General features: G+C 38.6%; 12 protein-coding genes, 1 tRNA gene and 1 pseudogene. 5 read left to right on the top strand and 9 right to left on the bottom strand.

Going from position 1 to position 17,140, the window contains the following annotated elements; all coding sequences use genetic code 11:
- Positions 1-6: 6 nt before the first annotated feature.
- The 4 genes from oppC to ABLA85_RS03765 form a co-directional block, all read right to left on the bottom strand.
- Complete coding sequence (oppC, locus tag ABLA85_RS03780) at positions 7-915, bottom strand: oligopeptide ABC transporter permease OppC (protein ID WP_367961511.1); 909 nt, start codon at positions 913-915, stop codon at positions 7-9.
- Positions 916-929: 14 nt separating this feature from the next.
- Positions 930-1,850, bottom strand: a complete 921-nt coding sequence (gene oppB, locus ABLA85_RS03775; RefSeq protein ID WP_187649270.1) for an oligopeptide ABC transporter permease OppB — start codon at positions 1,848-1,850, stop codon at positions 930-932.
- Positions 1,851-1,933: 83 nt separating this feature from the next.
- Positions 1,934-3,574, bottom strand: coding sequence for an oligopeptide ABC transporter substrate-binding protein OppA (oppA, locus tag ABLA85_RS03770; RefSeq protein WP_367961508.1), 1,641 nt, complete (start codon positions 3,572-3,574; stop codon positions 1,934-1,936).
- Between the two features lie 129 nt (positions 3,575-3,703).
- Complete coding sequence (locus ABLA85_RS03765) at positions 3,704-5,344, bottom strand: ABC transporter substrate-binding protein (RefSeq protein ID WP_367961505.1); 1,641 nt, start codon at positions 5,342-5,344, stop codon at positions 3,704-3,706.
- 914 nt (positions 5,345-6,258) lie between these two features.
- Here ABLA85_RS03765 and ABLA85_RS03760 point away from each other — a divergent pair.
- Positions 6,259-8,297: pseudogene (locus ABLA85_RS03760) on the top strand (iron-containing alcohol dehydrogenase).
- Between the two features lie 114 nt (positions 8,298-8,411).
- On the opposite strand, the gene ABLA85_RS03755 reads toward ABLA85_RS03760, so the two are convergent.
- Entirely contained in the window at positions 8,412-9,017 is a 606-nt protein-coding gene (locus ABLA85_RS03755; RefSeq protein ID WP_367961503.1) for a thymidine kinase, read from the bottom strand.
- 645 nt (positions 9,018-9,662) lie between these two features.
- Here ABLA85_RS03755 and hns point away from each other — a divergent pair.
- On the top strand, positions 9,663-10,064 hold the full coding sequence (gene hns / locus ABLA85_RS03750) for a histone-like nucleoid-structuring protein H-NS (protein WP_367961500.1): 402 nt from the start codon (positions 9,663-9,665) through the stop codon (positions 10,062-10,064).
- Positions 10,065-10,315: 251 nt separating this feature from the next.
- On the opposite strand, the gene ABLA85_RS03745 is transcribed toward hns, so the two are convergent.
- Genes ABLA85_RS03745 through galU form a run of 3 tightly spaced genes read right to left on the bottom strand, consistent with a single transcriptional unit; the run spans position 10,316 to position 13,620 of the window.
- The gene (locus ABLA85_RS03745; RefSeq protein ID WP_367961497.1) at positions 10,316-11,326 is read right to left on the bottom strand and encodes an NAD-dependent epimerase; all 1,011 of its coding nucleotides are present in this window, start codon (positions 11,324-11,326) and stop codon (positions 10,316-10,318) included.
- An 8-nt stretch (positions 11,327-11,334) separates the two neighbouring features.
- Positions 11,335-12,678: a UDP-glucose/GDP-mannose dehydrogenase family protein gene (locus ABLA85_RS03740; RefSeq protein ID WP_367961495.1), complete on the bottom strand. Its 1,344-nt coding sequence runs from the start codon at positions 12,676-12,678 to the stop codon at positions 11,335-11,337.
- Positions 12,679-12,702: 24 nt separating this feature from the next.
- Complete coding sequence (gene galU / locus ABLA85_RS03735) at positions 12,703-13,620, bottom strand: UTP--glucose-1-phosphate uridylyltransferase GalU (RefSeq protein WP_367961492.1); 918 nt, start codon at positions 13,618-13,620, stop codon at positions 12,703-12,705.
- Positions 13,621-14,091: 471 nt separating this feature from the next.
- Here galU and ABLA85_RS03730 point away from each other — a divergent pair, with 471 nt between their 5' ends.
- From ABLA85_RS03730 to ABLA85_RS03720, 3 genes are all read left to right on the top strand, one after another.
- Complete coding sequence (locus ABLA85_RS03730; RefSeq protein ID WP_367961490.1) at positions 14,092-14,553, top strand: YchJ family protein; 462 nt, start codon at positions 14,092-14,094, stop codon at positions 14,551-14,553.
- Between the two features lie 69 nt (positions 14,554-14,622).
- Entirely contained in the window at positions 14,623-15,471 is an 849-nt protein-coding gene (purU, locus tag ABLA85_RS03725) for a formyltetrahydrofolate deformylase (protein WP_367961487.1), read from the top strand.
- 205 nt (positions 15,472-15,676) lie between these two features.
- A tRNA-Tyr gene (locus ABLA85_RS03720) sits at positions 15,677-15,761 on the top strand.
- 357 nt (positions 15,762-16,118) lie between these two features.
- Here the strand turns inward: ABLA85_RS03720 and ABLA85_RS03715 are convergent.
- Positions 16,119-16,982 (bottom strand): LysR family transcriptional regulator, encoded by an 864-nt coding sequence (locus ABLA85_RS03715; protein ID WP_038270174.1) that lies wholly within the window; start codon positions 16,980-16,982, stop codon positions 16,119-16,121.
- Positions 16,983-17,140: the final 158 nt, after the last annotated feature.

Genomic DNA, 17,140 nt, shown 5'->3' with positions numbered 1-17,140 from the left:
CTCTCCTTAACGGTCTTTCGGGTCGAGGGCATCTCGCAGGCCGTCGCCAATAAAGTTAAAACAAAACAGGGTCATTACCAGAAAGCCCGCAGGAAATAAGAGTAACCACGGAGCCACTTCCATTGAGTTGGCTCCATCACTTAATAAGGCTCCCCAGCTACTTAGAGGTTCTTGTGTGCCCAATCCAAGGAAACTCAGGAAAGATTCAAACAGGATCATACTTGGCACCAGCAATGAAGCATAAACTACCACCACACCCAGTACGTTTGGCACGATATGACGTAAAACGATATGACGGGTAGAGACACCACAGACCAATGCAGCTTCAATGAATTCCTTGCGCTTGAGGCTTAATGTCTGGCCCCGGACGATACGTGCCATGTCCAACCATGACACCATACCTATCGCAACAAAAATCAACAGGATATTTTGTCCAAAGAAAGTCACTAACAGGATGACAAAGAACATAAATGGGAAGGAGTTGAGGATTTCCAGTAAACGCATCATGACCATATCGACTTTGCCACCAAGATAACCTGACATCGCACCATATAATGTGCCGAATATCACAGCAATCAGAGCCGCCGCGATACCAACCATTAATGAAATGCGTCCGCCGATGGCTACACGAACTAACAGATCACGACCGGATGAGTCTGTACCAAAATAGTGGTATGATTCGAAATCAGGTGGCATGGTCATCATGTTCCAGTCAGTATCGTCGTAGGCATACTGAGATAACATTGGTGCCAGAATGACAAACAAAGTAATTAAAAATAGGATACATAAACTTGTTATTGCTGCTTTATTGTGCATAAAACGGCGGCGTGCATCCTGCCACAAACTGCGGCCTTCAATTTCCAGTTGCTCAGAGAAATTTTCCAGAGCGCCGCTATTTTTCTTATTTAGTAACATTGCGTGCTCCAGTTTTAGTAACGGATTTTCGGATCGATGACGGCATACAGCACATCAACGATAGCGTTGAACATAATGGTCAACCCACCTACCAAAATCGTCAGGCTCAACACTAATGAGTAGTCACGGTTTAAAGCACCATTAACGAACAATTGCCCCAGACCGGGTAAACCGAAGATAGTTTCAATAACCATTGAACCGGTAATAATGCCCACAAAAGCGGGCCCCATATAAGAAATCACTGGCAATAAGGCAGGTTTCAACGCATGGCGGAAAATAATCGTTCGTAATGGCAGCCCTTTGGCTCTTGCTGTTCGGATAAAGTTAGAATGCAGAACTTCAATCATAGAGCCGCGAGTAATACGGGAAATACTGGCAATATAAGAAAGAGATAACGCAACCATCGGCAAAAGCATATATTTAGGTGCTCCGCCATTCCAACCGCCTCCCGGCAGCCATTTTAATGTAATGGCAAATATCAGAACCAATAAAGGGGCCACTACGAAACTTGGGATGACAACCCCCGTCATAGCAAACCCCATTACCGTATAATCCCATTTAGTATTCTGATTCAGCGCAGCAATAACCCCTGCACTGACACCAAATATAACGGCCATAATAAAAGCAGCGGCACCTAACTTAGCAGAAACGGGCAACGCTTCTGCCACCAAATCATTTACGCTGTAGTCCTTATACTTGAATGAAGGGCCAAAATCCCCTTTGGAGAGCTGGATTAAGTAATTGAAATATTGTTTATAGATAGGATCATTCAAATGGTATTTTGCTTCGATATTCGCCATCACTTCAGGTGGAAGCTTTCTTTCCCCGGTAAATGGGCTACCGGGAGCAAGCCGCATCATAAAGAACGAAATTGTGATGAGAATGAAAAGTGTCGGGATCGCCTCTAAGCAGCGGCGTAAAATAAATTTAAACATTGCCCGTTCCTATTATCTGACCAAACCGTGGTCTTAATTATCTGATACACAGGCAGCTCATTACTTAAGCCACCTGCAGATTCCTAATGTTTTATGATGTACATGTCCTTGGTATGGAAGTTATCCAGCGGATCTTTGCCGGTATACCCACCTACATAGGGTTTTAATAAACGGGTATTTGTATTGTAAAAGAGAGGAACCACCGCAGAATCTTTATCCAATTGCGCATTAGCCTTAGCATAGATTTCGGCTCGCTCTTCATCTGTTTTAGCTTGCAATGATTGCTTCATTAAAACATCAAATTCTTTACTCTTATAATGAGAAGTATTGTTGCTACTATTGGATAACATAGGGTTCAAAAAGGTAGAGGCTTCGTTATAGTCAGCACACCATCCGGCTCTGGCGACGTCATAATTGCCCTGATGACGGGAATCAAGGAAGGTTTTCCATTCCTGGTTTTCGAGAGAAACTTCAACACCGATATTCTTTTTCCAAACAGACGCGGCGGCAATGGCTAATTTTTTATGTAGATCGGAAGTGTTATACAATAATTTAATTTTCAGTGGGTTATCTTTGGTAAATCCAGCTTCTGCTAGTAGCTTCTTCGCTTCTTCGTTACGCTGCTGTTGATTTAGCTTAGTGTACCAATCTGGTTTTTCATCTTTAAAATCAGCAATATAAGGTGGAGTATAACCATAAGCGGGTATATCACCCTGATTTTTCACCTTATGAGTCATAAGATCGCGATCCATACCCAATTTTAGCGCGGTACGAACTCGAGGATCATTAAATGGCGGCTTCTCATTATTAATCTCGTAGTAGTAGGTGCACAATTTTGGGTTAGCACGTAATTGTTCAGGGATCTCTTTTTTCAGTTTTTGGAATAACTCAACGGGTAAGTTGTCATAACTCATCTCAATCTCGCCGGCACGATAACGATTGACATCAGTGACTTCAGAAGAAATAGGCAAAACGGTGACTTGATCAATGACTGTATTTTTATTATCCCAATACATTGGATTACGTTCTAAAACAAGGCGCTCATTAATCACCCAACTTTTCACTTTATAAGCGCCATTACCAACAAAATGCTGTGGCTGTGTCCATCTTTCACCAAATTTTTCAACAGTCGCACGATGTACTGGTGATGTTGATGTGTGAACCATTAATCGGACTAAATAAGGTACAGGTTCGCTGAGTGTTAATTGTAATGTATGGTCATCTAATGCTTTAACGCCTAATGTTTCCGGTTTTTTCTTACCCTTGATGATATCATCAACATTCAGAAGATGAGCATATTGCATGTAACTTGCATAAGGGGATGCCGTGTTTGGATCAGTCGCCCGGCGCCAACTGTAAACAAAATCTTGTGCCGTGAAAGGATCACCATTTGACCATTTCGCATCTTTACGCAGGTGGAATGTCCAGACTGTAAAATCCGGGTTATGTTCCCAGCTCTCAGCAACACCCGGAATAATTTTTCCATCAGGCTCATTAATCACCAGTGTTTCAAATAAATCACGAGCAATATTTGATTCTGGTACACCTTCGATTTTATGGGGATCCAGTGATTGTGGTTCAGTGCCATTATTGCGTACCAGAGTTTGTTTTTCTGCCAGTTGTACACCCGCAGGAACTTTTGCAGCAAATGCCTGTGCCCCGATCATCATGCTTAATGCTACCGTAATGCCAGCAGCAATCTTCTTTTTTGTTGTGTTTATCATCTTTTTATTACTCCTATTGATTCATCAGGCTCTTATAAAAGCCACCCTATTTTCAGGGCTAATTATTTTCTCATTTCAAAAGAAACTGTTTTATTTACATTTACAGTAATAGAATTTCTGTAATAACAATCAGTTATCTATTTTTTTGATATATAAGTTCTTAAGATCAACGTAATCTAAAGGATCTTTTCCTGTCACTCCTCCGACCGTTGGGCGAATCAGGCGTGTAGAAACCCGGTAATAGACAGGAATCAAGCCCGAATCAGCATCAAGCTGAACCTCTGCTAACTGGTAAAATTCCTTGCGTGTCTTTTCATCTTTAGCTGTCAGGGCCTGCTTAAGATAATTATCAAAGGCCTCATTCTGGTAGAACGCCGTATTATTACTGCTGTCCGACAATAGGTAATTTAAGAAGGATGAAGGCTCGTTATAATCGCCACACCATGTAGCTCTCGCCACATCATAATTTCCCTGATGACGATTTTGCAGTGAGGTTTTCCATTCCTGATTTTGCAATGTGACTTTTGCTCCAATGTTTTTCTGCCACATGGACGCCGCAGCAATAGCTTGTTGTTTGTTCTGCTCTGAGGTGTTATAGAGCAAGGTAAATTTGAGGGGATTGCTGGCATCAAAGCCGGCTTCTTTTAATAACTCTTTTGCCCGTTGATTACGTTGTTCTTGTGTCCAATTCGCCCAATCTGGATTAATCGTAAGGCTGCTACCAATAAAAGTAGGTGTAAAACCGTATGCCGGAATTTGCCCCTGTCCCATAATCCTTTGAGTGATAATATCTCTGTCAAGACTCAGCTTAATGGCTTCACGTACTCGTTTATCTTTAAATAAAGGTTTTTGGTTATTAATTTCGTAATAAAACGTACATAGATAAGGTGAAGTTTGCACTTGCTCAGGAATATCCCGTTTCATTTTTTGATACAGTTCTGGTGGAATAGCATTGTTGGTAATATCTACTTCCCCACTGCGGTAACGGTTAACATCACTAATACCTGAGACGATAGGTAAGAAAGTGCCTTTTTCGATAATGGACTCTTTATCATTCCAATATTGTGAATTACGCGTTAAAACAATGCGTTCATTAATGACCCAATCTTTTAATGTGTAAGCCCCATTACCGATAAAATTCTCTGGTAACGTCCACTTAATACCAAATTTTTCCACAATATCTTGCCGGATGGGTTTCAGTGGTGTATGGCTCAACATATTAATAAGGTAAGGAACAGGACGACTTAATGTCACTTGAAAACGGCGCTCATCAAGCGCTTTAACACCCAGTTGATCAGGCGATTTTTTTCCTTTTAAGATCTCATCTGCATTCAATACATAGGTATATTGCAAATAGCTGGTATAAGGCGATCCTACTTTTGGATCAGAGAGACGACGCCAGCTATAAACAAAATCCTGTGCCATAACTGGCTTACCATCACTCCACTTGGCATTGTCACGTAAATAAAATGTCCACACCTGATAATCATCAGTTTCCCATTTTTCTGCGACTCCCGGCACAATTTCACCATTTGGCCCGGTGCTTACTAATCCTTCAAGTAAGTTACGAATAATGTTGGTTTCCGGAGCACCTTCAATTTTATGAGGATCCAGTGATGTAACCTCAACACCATTATTAACAGTAACTTCTTGCTTCTCTGCCAACACTACACCTGCGGGAACCTGCGCAGCAATTCCTTGCGTCACAGGAAACGATAATAAAATAATAGAGGAAATCAACTGACTCAACTTTGACGGTGTTTTTTTCATTATTCTTTTCTCCAAGTGATGAACAGTGAATTACTCATTTTTTAATCTATCAATCCTGATAATTCATTTTATTAAATAAGAGCAATTTATATGTTCGGCATTCAATCTATACAAGGTTTGTTATGATATTTTTTATAATATGTTTATTAAGCCGTTAAAGTAATTATTTATTCTTACATGGAATATGTCCATTGAAATAACAATAACATACTGATAAAAAAGATTTTTTATTTATTTTTATTTATCAGATCACTAAAGTATCCAACAAAAAAGAAAATAAACATTATTTTAACAAAATGCAATCATCACAGATTAAAAGCCCATCTTCATCACAAAATGGTGAAACAAGGCACCAATGATAGCCCGCTATAGCGGGCAATATGGTGTGGAAAAAAACAGTATTTTTCAGAAAGGAAAGGTAAATTATCAAATAAAATATAAAAAGTAAGTTCTTACCCAGATACGAAAATACTTTAATCGACTAGCTATACTCTTTATTGGTTGTCTATTAATTATTTTTCACTTATTTCTTCTAAAAAAATATTATCAAAATTTATTTAACAAAATATTCCATAAAAATTAAATAAATATTTAAAAATAATCCTAATAATTTTTTGATATCTAATAATAAAATCTATCTATTGAATGGTGTCAGCTTACTGCTTTCATGATCTAAATCACTATTTAAAAACCAGTCAATGATAAGCTGTATTCAAATAGAAACTCTTAGAAAAAATTCAGAATTAACACTCATTTATATGAATTTATACAGTTTTTTTAAGGTGATTAGCGGTATTCATAACAGCGTTTTTACTGATAAAGCTCACAACATAAATTTGACTTTACAGAACAATAATCACAAACCGCACAGCTAATTTCCTAAAAAAATTTGATTTTTACCAGGAGTACTCTCTATGGCTGTAACTCAGGTTGTTGAACTGAATGAATTAGTTGTTCGTGTAAAAAAAGCGCAAAGAGAATTCGCCAGTTTTTCACAAGAACAAGTTGACCACATATTCCGTGCTGCTGCTCTTGCTGCTGCTGATGCCCGCATTCCTTTGGCAAAATTAGCTGTATCCGAATCAGGAATGGGAATAATCGAAGACAAAGTGATCAAAAATCACTTCGCTTCTGAGTATATTTATAATGCCTATAAGGATGATAAAACCTGTGGGGTTTTATCCGAAGATGACACCTTTGGAACAATCACTATAGCTGAACCTATTGGGCTTATTTGCGGCATCATCCCGACAACTAATCCAACTTCAACGGCTATTTTCAAAGCACTTATCAGTCTGAAAACCCGTAATGGCATTATTTTTTCTCCCCATCCACGGGCTAAAAAAGCCACGAACAAAGCAGCAGAAATCGTTCTACAGGCAGCTATCGCAGCAGGCGCACCAAAAGATATTATCGGCTGGATAGACGAACCTTCTGTTGAACTCTCAAATGCTTTGATGCACCACGCTGATATTAACCTTATTCTGGCGACAGGCGGACCCGGAATGGCAAAAGCAGCCTATAGCTCAGGTAAACCCGCCATTGGTGTCGGTGCAGGTAATACACCTGTCGTGATCGATGAATCGGCAGATGTCAAACGCGCAGTAGCCTCTATTTTGATGTCTAAGACGTTCGATAATGGCGTGATTTGTGCTTCTGAACAATCCGTTATTGTGGTTGATCATGTTTATAAACAGGTCCGTGAACGCTTCTTAAATCATGGCGGCTATATTCTGCAAGGAAAAGAACTGAAAGCTGTCCAAAATATTATCCTGAAAAATGGTAGCCTGAACGCTGCTATTGTCGGTCAGCCAGCAACCAAAATTGCAGAAATGGCAGGGATAGCTGTTCCTGAAAATACCAGAATTCTTATCGGTGAAGTTACATTGGTAGATGAAAAAGAACCCTTTGCTCACGAAAAATTATCACCACTGCTCGCCATGTATCGGAGTAAAGACTTTGAAGATGCTGTTAAAAAGGCAGAAAAACTCGTTGAAATGGGTGGTATTGGTCACACGTCTTCTCTCTATATTGATCAAGATAATCAAGCAGCCCGCATTAAATATTTCGGCGATAAAATGAAAACGGCGCGTATTTTGATTAATACTCCCGCATCTCAGGGGGGAATAGGCGATCTTTACAACTTTAAACTGTCCCCTTCTCTAACACTAGGATGTGGCTCCTGGGGCGGAAATTCTATTTCAGAAAACGTTGGGCCAAAACACTTGATTAATACAAAAACTGTCGCTAAAAGAGCCGAAAATATGCTGTGGCACAAAATTCCCAAATCAATCTACTTCCGGCGTGGTTCTCTGCCTGTCGCTCTGGAAGAAATTGCGACAGATGGAGTAAAACGCGCCTTTATTGTGACAGACTCCTTCTTATTTAATAACGGCTATGCCGATCGAGTTATCAAGGTATTGAAAGCGCATAATGTAGAAACCGAAGTGTTTTTTGAAGTCGAGCCTTTTTGGGCGTCTGCCACTCTATGGCTCATAAGCTTGGCTCCGAATTCCACATCCCACATGGGCTAGCGAATGCCCTGCTTATCTGTAATGTTATTCGCTATAATGCCAATAACAACCCAACCAAACAAACAGCATTCAGCCAATATGATCGTCCCCAAGCAAGACGTCGTTATGCCGAAATTGCAGAACATCTGGGATTAAGTAGTGTTGGTGATCGCACTGCAACCAAAATTGAAAAGCTCCTTACATGGTTAGAAGAATTAAAATTTCAACTAAATATTCCAACCTCAATTCGTGAAGCCGGGGTTCAGGAAAGCGAGTTCTTGGCAAAAATAGATAAACTGGCAGAGGATGCCTTTGACGATCAATGTACCGGTGCCAATCCTCGTTATCCGTTAATTTCTGAATTGAAGCAATTAATGTTGGATTCCTTTTATGGACGTAAATTCATAGAGCCTGCCTTATCTAAGCAGGAAGAAAAATAATAAGAAATAATAATAAATGATAAACCAATGTGATTTAAAAGGCATCAGGTATAACCGATGCCTTTTTATTAATTCATGTGTTTTAACTTAATCATAATACGCATACAAAAGGCATTATGTCCGCTCAACTTTTTTAGCCTTAGCATCACGAATGACATCAGAATAGTGCCTGCGACACACTGAGACATATTTTTCATTGCCTCCAATATCAACCTGCGCACCATCATAAACAACGTTGCCATCGCTGCCAAAACGCAGTACATGGCTGGCTTTTCTTCCACAATGACAAATCGTTTTTAGTTCAACTAATTTATCTGACCACGCAAGAAGATATTGGCTACCACTAAATAATTCTCCCTGAAAATCTGTTCTTAAACCATAACAAAGAACAGGGATATCATCGTAATCAACAATTTCACAAAGCTGTTTGACGTGTTCTTTTGTTAAAAATTGGCATTCATCAATCAAAACACAATGGATCTTTTCTACTTTGTTTTCACGTCTGATAAGTTCAGCGATATTAGTTACCGGTGAAAACAACAAGGCATCTGCGGATAAACCAATACGGGAGCTCACCTTCCCTTTTTCAAATCGGGTGTCGATTTCTGCTGTAAAAATCAACGTCCTCATTCCTCTTTCGTTATAGTTATAAGAAGACTGTAATAAGGAAGTTGATTTTCCTGCATTCATAGCAGAATAATAAAAATAAAGCTGAGCCATTGGCCCGTCCATCCTCTTGTCAAATTTAACCAAGCAATATATCACCGCAAGTTTACCACAATCTCAACTTAAGGTTATCCTTTGTTATTGACCAAATGAGATACAGGATAAAAATCAGAACAAATATGAAATGAATAATTTCATGATAATCGTCACATTTGCGCATATAAAATCAGCACCACAAGTACTTATTGCATGACAAATGAACAAATTTAACATTAGAAAGAAATAGCTATTTTTTATTCCATTCTTTGCATATTAATAATCAAAGTGGTTTACTTTTGTGCAATTTACTCCGCTATAATCATAACCAATAGATTACCCATAAAAAAAATTTCATTACTCCTTTGAACATCAACTTATTTTGGGATGAACAGTTAACATCTCTTACGGATTGACTATAAATTAGTTTTATATGTTCGAGTTTATCCCCACTCTGCTTTGAGTAATCTACGTCTAACCGTTATCGAGAAATGATAAATCCAATAGTAGAATTAAAACACAATATATCGATTATCAAAAAAATTGCATTTTAAAATGGGATGTTTTAGCCTGAGAAAGTAAATTCACTATTGCAGAAAATAAAATAGCATTCTATTATTATCCATACATCAGCCATCATCATTATAATTTGAGACCAGGACAATGAGCGAAAATTTAAAATCCTTAAATAACATCCGTACCTTGCGCGCGCAAGCAAGAGAATGTGAACTTAGCACATTAGAAGAAATGCTGGAAAAACTCACAATTGTTGTTGAAGAACGTCGTGAAGAAGAAAGCCAAGCTCGTGCTCAAATAGAAGAACGTACACGTAAGCTTCAAGAATACCGTGAAATGTTGGAAAAAGACGGTATTGAATTAAGCGATTTAGTAGACGCTTTAAGTGGTAAAACTACGGGTAAATCTAAACGTGCTGCACGTCCAGCTAAATATTCATACGTTGACAATGGTGAAACTAAAACCTGGACTGGACAAGGCCGTACTCCAGCAGTAATCAAAAAAGCAATTGAAGAAGAAGGCAAGTCACTGGAAGATTTTCTGATCTAATCAGTTATTTTGCACACTAATAACAAAAATACCCTTGACAGGGTATTTTTGTTTTATAGTTAATATATCTAACTAAGTTAATTACTGGCTGATGTAAGAGCACTACGGGTTATATTAACGGTTTAAACTCCCTTATTATTCCCTAACGTGAAAAAAAACAATTTAACATCAACTTAGTTTTTTATTAACACAGAGTTAAAAAAGGAGCTATTAGCTCCTTTTTTATTACTATTCTAATATTAAGTCTAATCTTAATCCTGCTGGTAAAAATCCAAATACCAATCAACAAACTGTTTCACACCTTCTTTCACTGGTGTGTTGGGCGAAAAACCTATCTTCTCGTAGAGCGCTCTAGAATCAGCGCAAGTGGACAGTACATCACCATCCTGAATATCCATAAAGTTTTTCTTTGCCTTTATACCTAATGACGATTCAATCGCTTCAATAAAATCACCCAATTTTATCGGACGACCATTACCAATATTGTAAATACGATATGGTGCAGAGCTGGCAGAAATCTGTCCTTCTTCAACTGACCAATCTTTATCAGAGGTGGGAATAATGGCTTGCAATCTGATTATAGACTCGACAATATCATCAATATATGTGAAATCCCTCACCATATTCCCATGATTATAAACATCAATAGACTTACCCTCCAACATAGCTTTAGTAAACTTAAATAAAGCCATATCAGGACGCCCCCACGGGCCATATACTGTAAAAAACCGTAAACCTGTGGTCGGTAATTGATAAAGGTGTGAGTAGCTGTGAGACATTAATTCATCAGCTTTTTTGGTAGCAGCATATAAAGAAACAGGATGATCAACCGAATCATCAGTAGAGAATGGTTGTTTTTTATTTAATCCATATACTGAACTTGAAGACGCATATAATAAATGTTCAATGCGATTATGACGACATCCTTCAAGAATATTGATATGACCAACAATGTTGGCATCAATATATGCCATTGGGTTCTGTATTGAATAACGAACACCCGGCTGTGCTCCCAAATGGATAACTCGTTGAAATTGGTGTTTAGAAAACAACGCCGAAATTGCAACTCTATCAGCCAGATCTAATTTTTCAAATTTAAAACCCGGATTAGGGAGTAATAAATTTAATCTTGCCTGCTTCAAATTAACATCATAATAATTATTGATATTATCGATGCCGACAACTTCATACCCCATACTTAATAACCGCTGGCTAACATGAAAACCAATAAAACCAGCGGAACCTGTGACTAAAAATTTCATATCACAACTCAAATGACTGGATTAATAGAGGCACCACGACCAATGCCATAGTATGTAAATCCTCTGGATTGCAGACGTTCAGGATCATAAAGATTACGTCCATCAAAAATAACCGGAGTTTTGAGTGAGTTTTTTATAACATCAAAATCAGGCGCCCTAAAATTTTGCCATTCTGTGCAAATAATCAAAGCATCTGCACCTTTTAATGCCGCTTCTTTTGTCCCCATCAAGGCAAGATCATCCCGCTGTCCATAAATACGCTGAGCTTCCTGCATAGCTTCCGGATCATAAGCTTGTATTTTGGCACCACCTTCCCATAACTCTTCCATCAATACACGGCTTGATGCTTCTCGCATATCATCTGTATTAGGCTTAAATGATAATCCCCATATTGCAAATGTCTTGCCAGATAGATCATCACCAAAGTGACGTTTAACAAAAACAGGTAATTTTCTTTTTTGTTTTTCATTAACCTGCTCTACTGCCTGTAAAATCTTGGGCGTATATCCGATTTGTTCAGAAGTACGAATCAATGCCTGCACATCTTTGGGGAAACATGAACCGCCATATCCACATCCCGGATAAATAAAGTGATACCCAATACGTGAATCAGAACCAATGCCTTGACGTACATGTTCAATATCTGCCCCCAACATTTCTGCCAGGTTAGCAATTTCATTCATAAAACTGATTTTGGTTGCTAACATGCAATTAGCGGCATATTTTGTTAGCTCCGCACTGCGGATATCCATAACAATCATACGATCATGATTACGATTAAACGGTTCATACAGTTCTCTCATCACATCAATCACGCTATCGTTATCACAGCCAATGATAATGCGTTCAGGCCGCATACAATCAGCAACTGCGGCCCCTTCTTTCAAAAACTCAGGATTGGAAACAACATCATATGGAATATTAGCTCCACGTTCAGCCAAAGCGACTTGCATGACAGCTTTGACTTTATCCGCAGTTCCCACAGGAACAGTTGATTTATCAACCACCACTTTATAGTTATCCATATTCTCTGCAATAGTCCGGGCTACAGCAGTGACATATTGCAAATCGGCAGAGCCATCTTCATCAGGAGGTGTTCCTACGGCGATAAACTGTAATTTGCCATGTGCGACGCCAGCTTTAGCATCCGTTGTAAAGCTCAGACGCCCTTCCGCATAATTTTTTTTAACCAAAGATTCCAGTCCTGGTTCAAAAATAGGGATCTGACCATTTTTCAGGTTTTCAACTTTTCTTGTATCAATATCAACACAAAGTACATCATGCCCGACTTCGGCAAACACGGTTGCCTGGACTAAGCCAACGTAGCCAATACCAAATACAGTAACTTTCATTTCACATCCTAAATTACTAATAGATTATTTTTCAATCCGATCTTGCAAAGTCATAATCCAGTCTTTAAATGATTCTCCCAACTGCTTATGCTTCATACTATATTCAACAAATGCCTGCATATAACCCAATTTATTCCCGCAATCATGACTGCGACCTTTTAAGTGATACGCCTCAACTGGCTCTTTTTCCATCAGCATGGCAATGGCATCGGTAAGCTGAATTTCATCCCCTGCCCCTGGTGCTGTTTTTGCCAGTAATGGCCAGATTTTCTCAGATAATACATAGCGACCGACAATGGAAAGGTTTGAAGGGGCTTCTTCTGGTTTAGGTTTTTCAACAACACGGGCAATTGGTTTACTGTCACCTGGTTGCAGGTTTTCTCCAAAGCAATCAACAATTCCATAATCAGAGACGTTCTCAACAGGAACCGGTTCAACCAGTATTTGACTTGTTCCGCTATCGTTAAAACGTGATAACATTTCGCTCAAATTATATTTCGATAGATCTGCACTGTACTCATCCAAAATGACATCCGGCAGAATAACAGCAAATGGCTCGTCTCCAATAAGTGGTTTAGCACATAGCACCGCATGTCCCAATCCTTTAGCAATCCCCTGACGGGTCTGCATGATCGTCACATGATTAGGACAAATCGACTGGATTTCGTCCAAGAGCTGACGCTTCACTCTTTTCTCAAGAATGGCTTCTAGCTCGAAACTAGTATCAAAATGGTTTTCTATAGAGTTTTTGGATGAATGTGTAACCAGAATAATTTCATTAATGCCTGCTTTAATGCATTCATTGACAACATATTGAATAAGTGGCTTATCAACCAGAGGCAGCATTTCTTTAGGAATAGCTTTAGTGGCGGGTAACATCCTGGTACCCAAACCAGCAACAGGGATTACGGCTTTTTTTACTTTTTTGTTTATTACTGACATTACATAGTCTCCTGCGGCTATGTTATAGCTGAAAAACTCCTTTTGCAGCTTAAACAATAGCACCAACTCTCTAAAAAATCGTATGTGTGAAGAAGTGTATATGTGAAAAAAGTCACATACCTATAAAAACATACCTAAAAAATAGTGCGCCAGAGTATACCAGCTAACACAGACAGATATACAGTGAATAAAAATTTAATTATGGTTTCTATACTACGGTATTTACATAACTGATATATACACTCTGAATACACCTTTATATCAAATAGCTGTTAAATGAATTTACTGAAGCATAAAGGGCATTGATAATAGAGTACTCTCACTAAACATTGCAGCTACAGTCTGTATTCAGGTATTATTGATGTTAATCTAATCAATCATAACTATTTATACGATTATATATTTTACGCTTACATACCTTTACAGTATCAGCCATATTAACAACAACCTTTTTAATCAACCGGAGTTATTTTGACAAAAATATGTCACTGTGGCAGCGGCTCACCTTTCGCACATTGCTGCGGCCTTTATATTGATAATCACTACCCTGCTCCAGATGCTGAAACTTTGATGCGTTCCAGATATAGCGCTTATGTGACGAAGAATGTCGATTATCTGATTACAACCTGGCATCCCGATTGTGCAGCAGAAACCTGGCGTTCAGAAATAGAACAAGGCTTTGTTGGTGTACAGTGGCTAGGGTTGAATATCATCAATACAAATAAAGGGCAACATAATAATGAAGCCTACGTTGAATTTTCAGCTTGCTTTATTGAGCAGGAACAGCAAGATAGGCAATTGATACATGAGCGTTCTCGTTTTTTGCGTATTGACCAACATTGGTTTTATATAGATGGTGTTCGCCCTGAGACAGGACGCAATGATCCCTGCCCATGTGGTTCGGGCAAAAAATATAAAAAATGCTGTAGTTAAATTAATATTTAAATATTTTAAACACAACCATTCACACACAGTGAAAAACATTTGAGGATCACGTTATCCATGCAAAACGCAATTATACAAAAAAAAATCTTGCGTACAATTTGTCCTGATTCCAAAGGATTAATCGCGAAGATCACAAATATTTGTTACAAACATCAATTAAATATTGTACAAAATAGTGAGTTTGTCGATCATCTTACAGGCCGCTTCTTCATGCGTACAGAGCTGGAAGGTATTTTTAATGATGAAGTATTTCTGACCGATCTGGATGATGCTCTTCCGGTTGGCTCAAGTCGTGAATTGAATACAGCAGGTCGTCGTCGTATTGTCATCATGGTAACAAAAGAAGCCCACTGTATCGGTGATATATTAGTAAAAAGTGCTTATGAAGGATTGGATGTGGAAATAGCCGCTGTTATTGGCAATTATACTACTCTGCGACCATTGGTCGAGCAGTTTGATATTCCTTTCCATCATATTAGCCATGAAGGTTTGAGCCGGGAACAGCACGATGAAGCGTTAATGGCGCAGATAGATCAATATAACCCCGATTATGTTGTACTCGCCAAGTACATGCGTGTCTTAACACCGGCATTTGTTCAGCATTACCCAAATCAAATTATTAATATTCACCATTCATTCTTACCAGCATTTATAGGAGCCCGCCCTTATCACCAGGCTTATGAGCGTGGGGTCAAAATCATTGGAGCCACTGCACATTATGTCAATGATAACTTAGATGAAGGCCCTATTATCACTCAGGATGTGATTAACGTGGATCATAGCTATACTGCTGAAGAGATGATGCGAGCAGGACGAGATGTTGAGAAAAATGTGCTAAGTAAAGCGCTGCATTCGGTTTTTTCTCAACGTGTGTTTGTGTATGGTAACCGCACTATTATTCTGTGATACGTTAAGGGTATTTTTGCGATAACAGTTTGTGAGATAACAGTATGATTATTCTTGATAACAAAATACCCTAATGGAATGATATTCGGACACAAAGTTTAAAAAAACATCGCTCGACACTTAATTTTCAAATAATTACTTTACAGCGGCGGTTGATTTGATATCATTCCGTCCGCTGATAACGACAGCATACAATTCAAAATCTGGTGGGGTTCCCGAGCGGCCAAAGGGAGCAGACTGTAAATCTGCCGTCACAGACTTCGAAGGTTCGAATCCTTCCCCCACCACCAACTAGTTATGTCATCTTACTCACTCTTGAATAGAAAAACATTTATGCTCACTAAGAGCAAGAACAAGAGTCTTCGACCAAAATTTGGATTGAAAATCGAACATAGCGAAGTGATATTACGCACAGCACGTTAGCCGGAAGGTGAAAAACGAGAAATGGTGCATCATCCTTCCCCCACCATATCTTAAGGTATACTCCATTATTTGCATTTACTGTTAAAGCTAACAGATATACTGCTTGGGGGAAGAACAATCTAATTTACTCAATGAGCAAATGAATATCGTAAAATTAACGTGTTCACCGGACACCAATAGCGGAGCTCTGGAGGATCTGCAATTTGCTCCGCTTATGCAATCGGTTACTCCATATCACTAACGGAGTCGATAAAACGATTTAACACGCTTGAATGGGATTTAGATTTATAAACATAACACTGATTAACTGCATCAGCTCGTGATATTGGAATAAAGCCCAGGCTTTTTCCTTCCTCCAATGCACCAGAACGGGCATCTGTAATAAAAATATAATCTTTGGATTGAATGAAATTAAGACAGCATTCCATGTTGTCCATTTGCCTTATATTAACTTTCTCTCCGTTCTTTATCATATCCTCTTCTAAATTCTTTATAAAATCGCTTTTATAGAGAACTGGATCACACAACCACGTTTTCTTTTTCAATAATTGAGTTAAATCACCATTGGCTTCATCAATTAACTCTTGACGGCAGCAAATACCTAAATTCTGCCCTTCAATTTTACGAACCAAACTAAATCTATCACTGAGTATTTTTTCCGAGCTTAAAATTATCGTATTGCCCTCATAGTCAACTATTTCATCAATGTTATCATAACTAAAGCGTAATATATTAACTTGAGCATTATTTCTGTCTGCTGCTTTATAAAGTGAAATCAGGTGCCTGTCTTTCCCCCAATCGTAGTAGATATTGACGCTGTTACAAATAGTTCCGCTAAAGTGTTTCTTTGTAATTTCCTTTTCTTTCAAATAAAGTTCTTTTAAGTCATTATATAGTTCCACTCCGTCTTTAGTCAGTATCATCCCAAACTTCTCCCTTTTAAATAAGCGCTTTCCTAACGTCGCCTCAAAGTCTTTAATTGATTTAGCGACTGGGGGAGTCGTACGGTTCATCACTCTTGCCGCTTTGCTTAAAGAACCCATTTCCACCACCGCCATGAATGCTTCTAATTTACGAGAAAAAAACATAATTCACCGTTCCTATGTAACTTGTGGCTAAAATAATTTCCTTGAAATGGCCTTCTCATCAGGTAACCGCTAAATCAAACTTGATATTGTGAAGGTATAATTTTGTACAATAAAAATAGCTATTTTTCAAATGGCATTTATATGTAATGCCAGCCCCT

Source organism: Xenorhabdus sp. SGI246 (assembly GCF_040838225.1).
Lineage (GTDB): Bacteria > Pseudomonadota > Gammaproteobacteria > Enterobacterales > Enterobacteriaceae > Xenorhabdus > Xenorhabdus indica.
The sequence above is the reverse complement of the archived record's forward strand: the minus strand, read 5'-3'. Positions and strand labels throughout refer to the sequence as shown.

Bases quoted from the DNA above. Each gene is read 5' to 3' on its own strand.
- oppC (WP_367961511.1), bottom strand. From the start codon at position 915: ATGTTACTAAATAAGAAAAATAGCGGCGCTCTGGAAAATTTCTCTGAG.
- ABLA85_RS03715 (WP_038270174.1), bottom strand. From the start codon at position 16,982: ATGTTTTTTTCTCGTAAATTAGAAGCATTCATGGCGGTGGTGGAAATG.
- oppA (WP_367961508.1), bottom strand. From the start codon at position 3,574: ATGATAAACACAACAAAAAAGAAGATTGCTGCTGGCATTACGGTAGCA.
- ABLA85_RS03745 (WP_367961497.1), bottom strand. From the start codon at position 11,326: ATGAAATTTTTAGTCACAGGTTCCGCTGGTTTTATTGGTTTTCATGTT.
- ABLA85_RS03740 (WP_367961495.1), bottom strand. From the start codon at position 12,678: ATGAAAGTTACTGTATTTGGTATTGGCTACGTTGGCTTAGTCCAGGCA.
- ABLA85_RS03755 (WP_367961503.1), bottom strand. From the start codon at position 9,017: ATGGCTCAGCTTTATTTTTATTATTCTGCTATGAATGCAGGAAAATCA.
- oppB (WP_187649270.1), bottom strand. From the start codon at position 1,850: ATGTTTAAATTTATTTTACGCCGCTGCTTAGAGGCGATCCCGACACTT.
- ABLA85_RS03765 (WP_367961505.1), bottom strand. From the start codon at position 5,344: ATGAAAAAAACACCGTCAAAGTTGAGTCAGTTGATTTCCTCTATTATT.
- purU (WP_367961487.1), top strand. From the start codon at position 14,623: ATGCAAAACGCAATTATACAAAAAAAAATCTTGCGTACAATTTGTCCT.
- hns (WP_367961500.1), top strand. From the start codon at position 9,663: ATGAGCGAAAATTTAAAATCCTTAAATAACATCCGTACCTTGCGCGCG.
- galU (WP_367961492.1), bottom strand. From the start codon at position 13,620: ATGTCAGTAATAAACAAAAAAGTAAAAAAAGCCGTAATCCCTGTTGCT.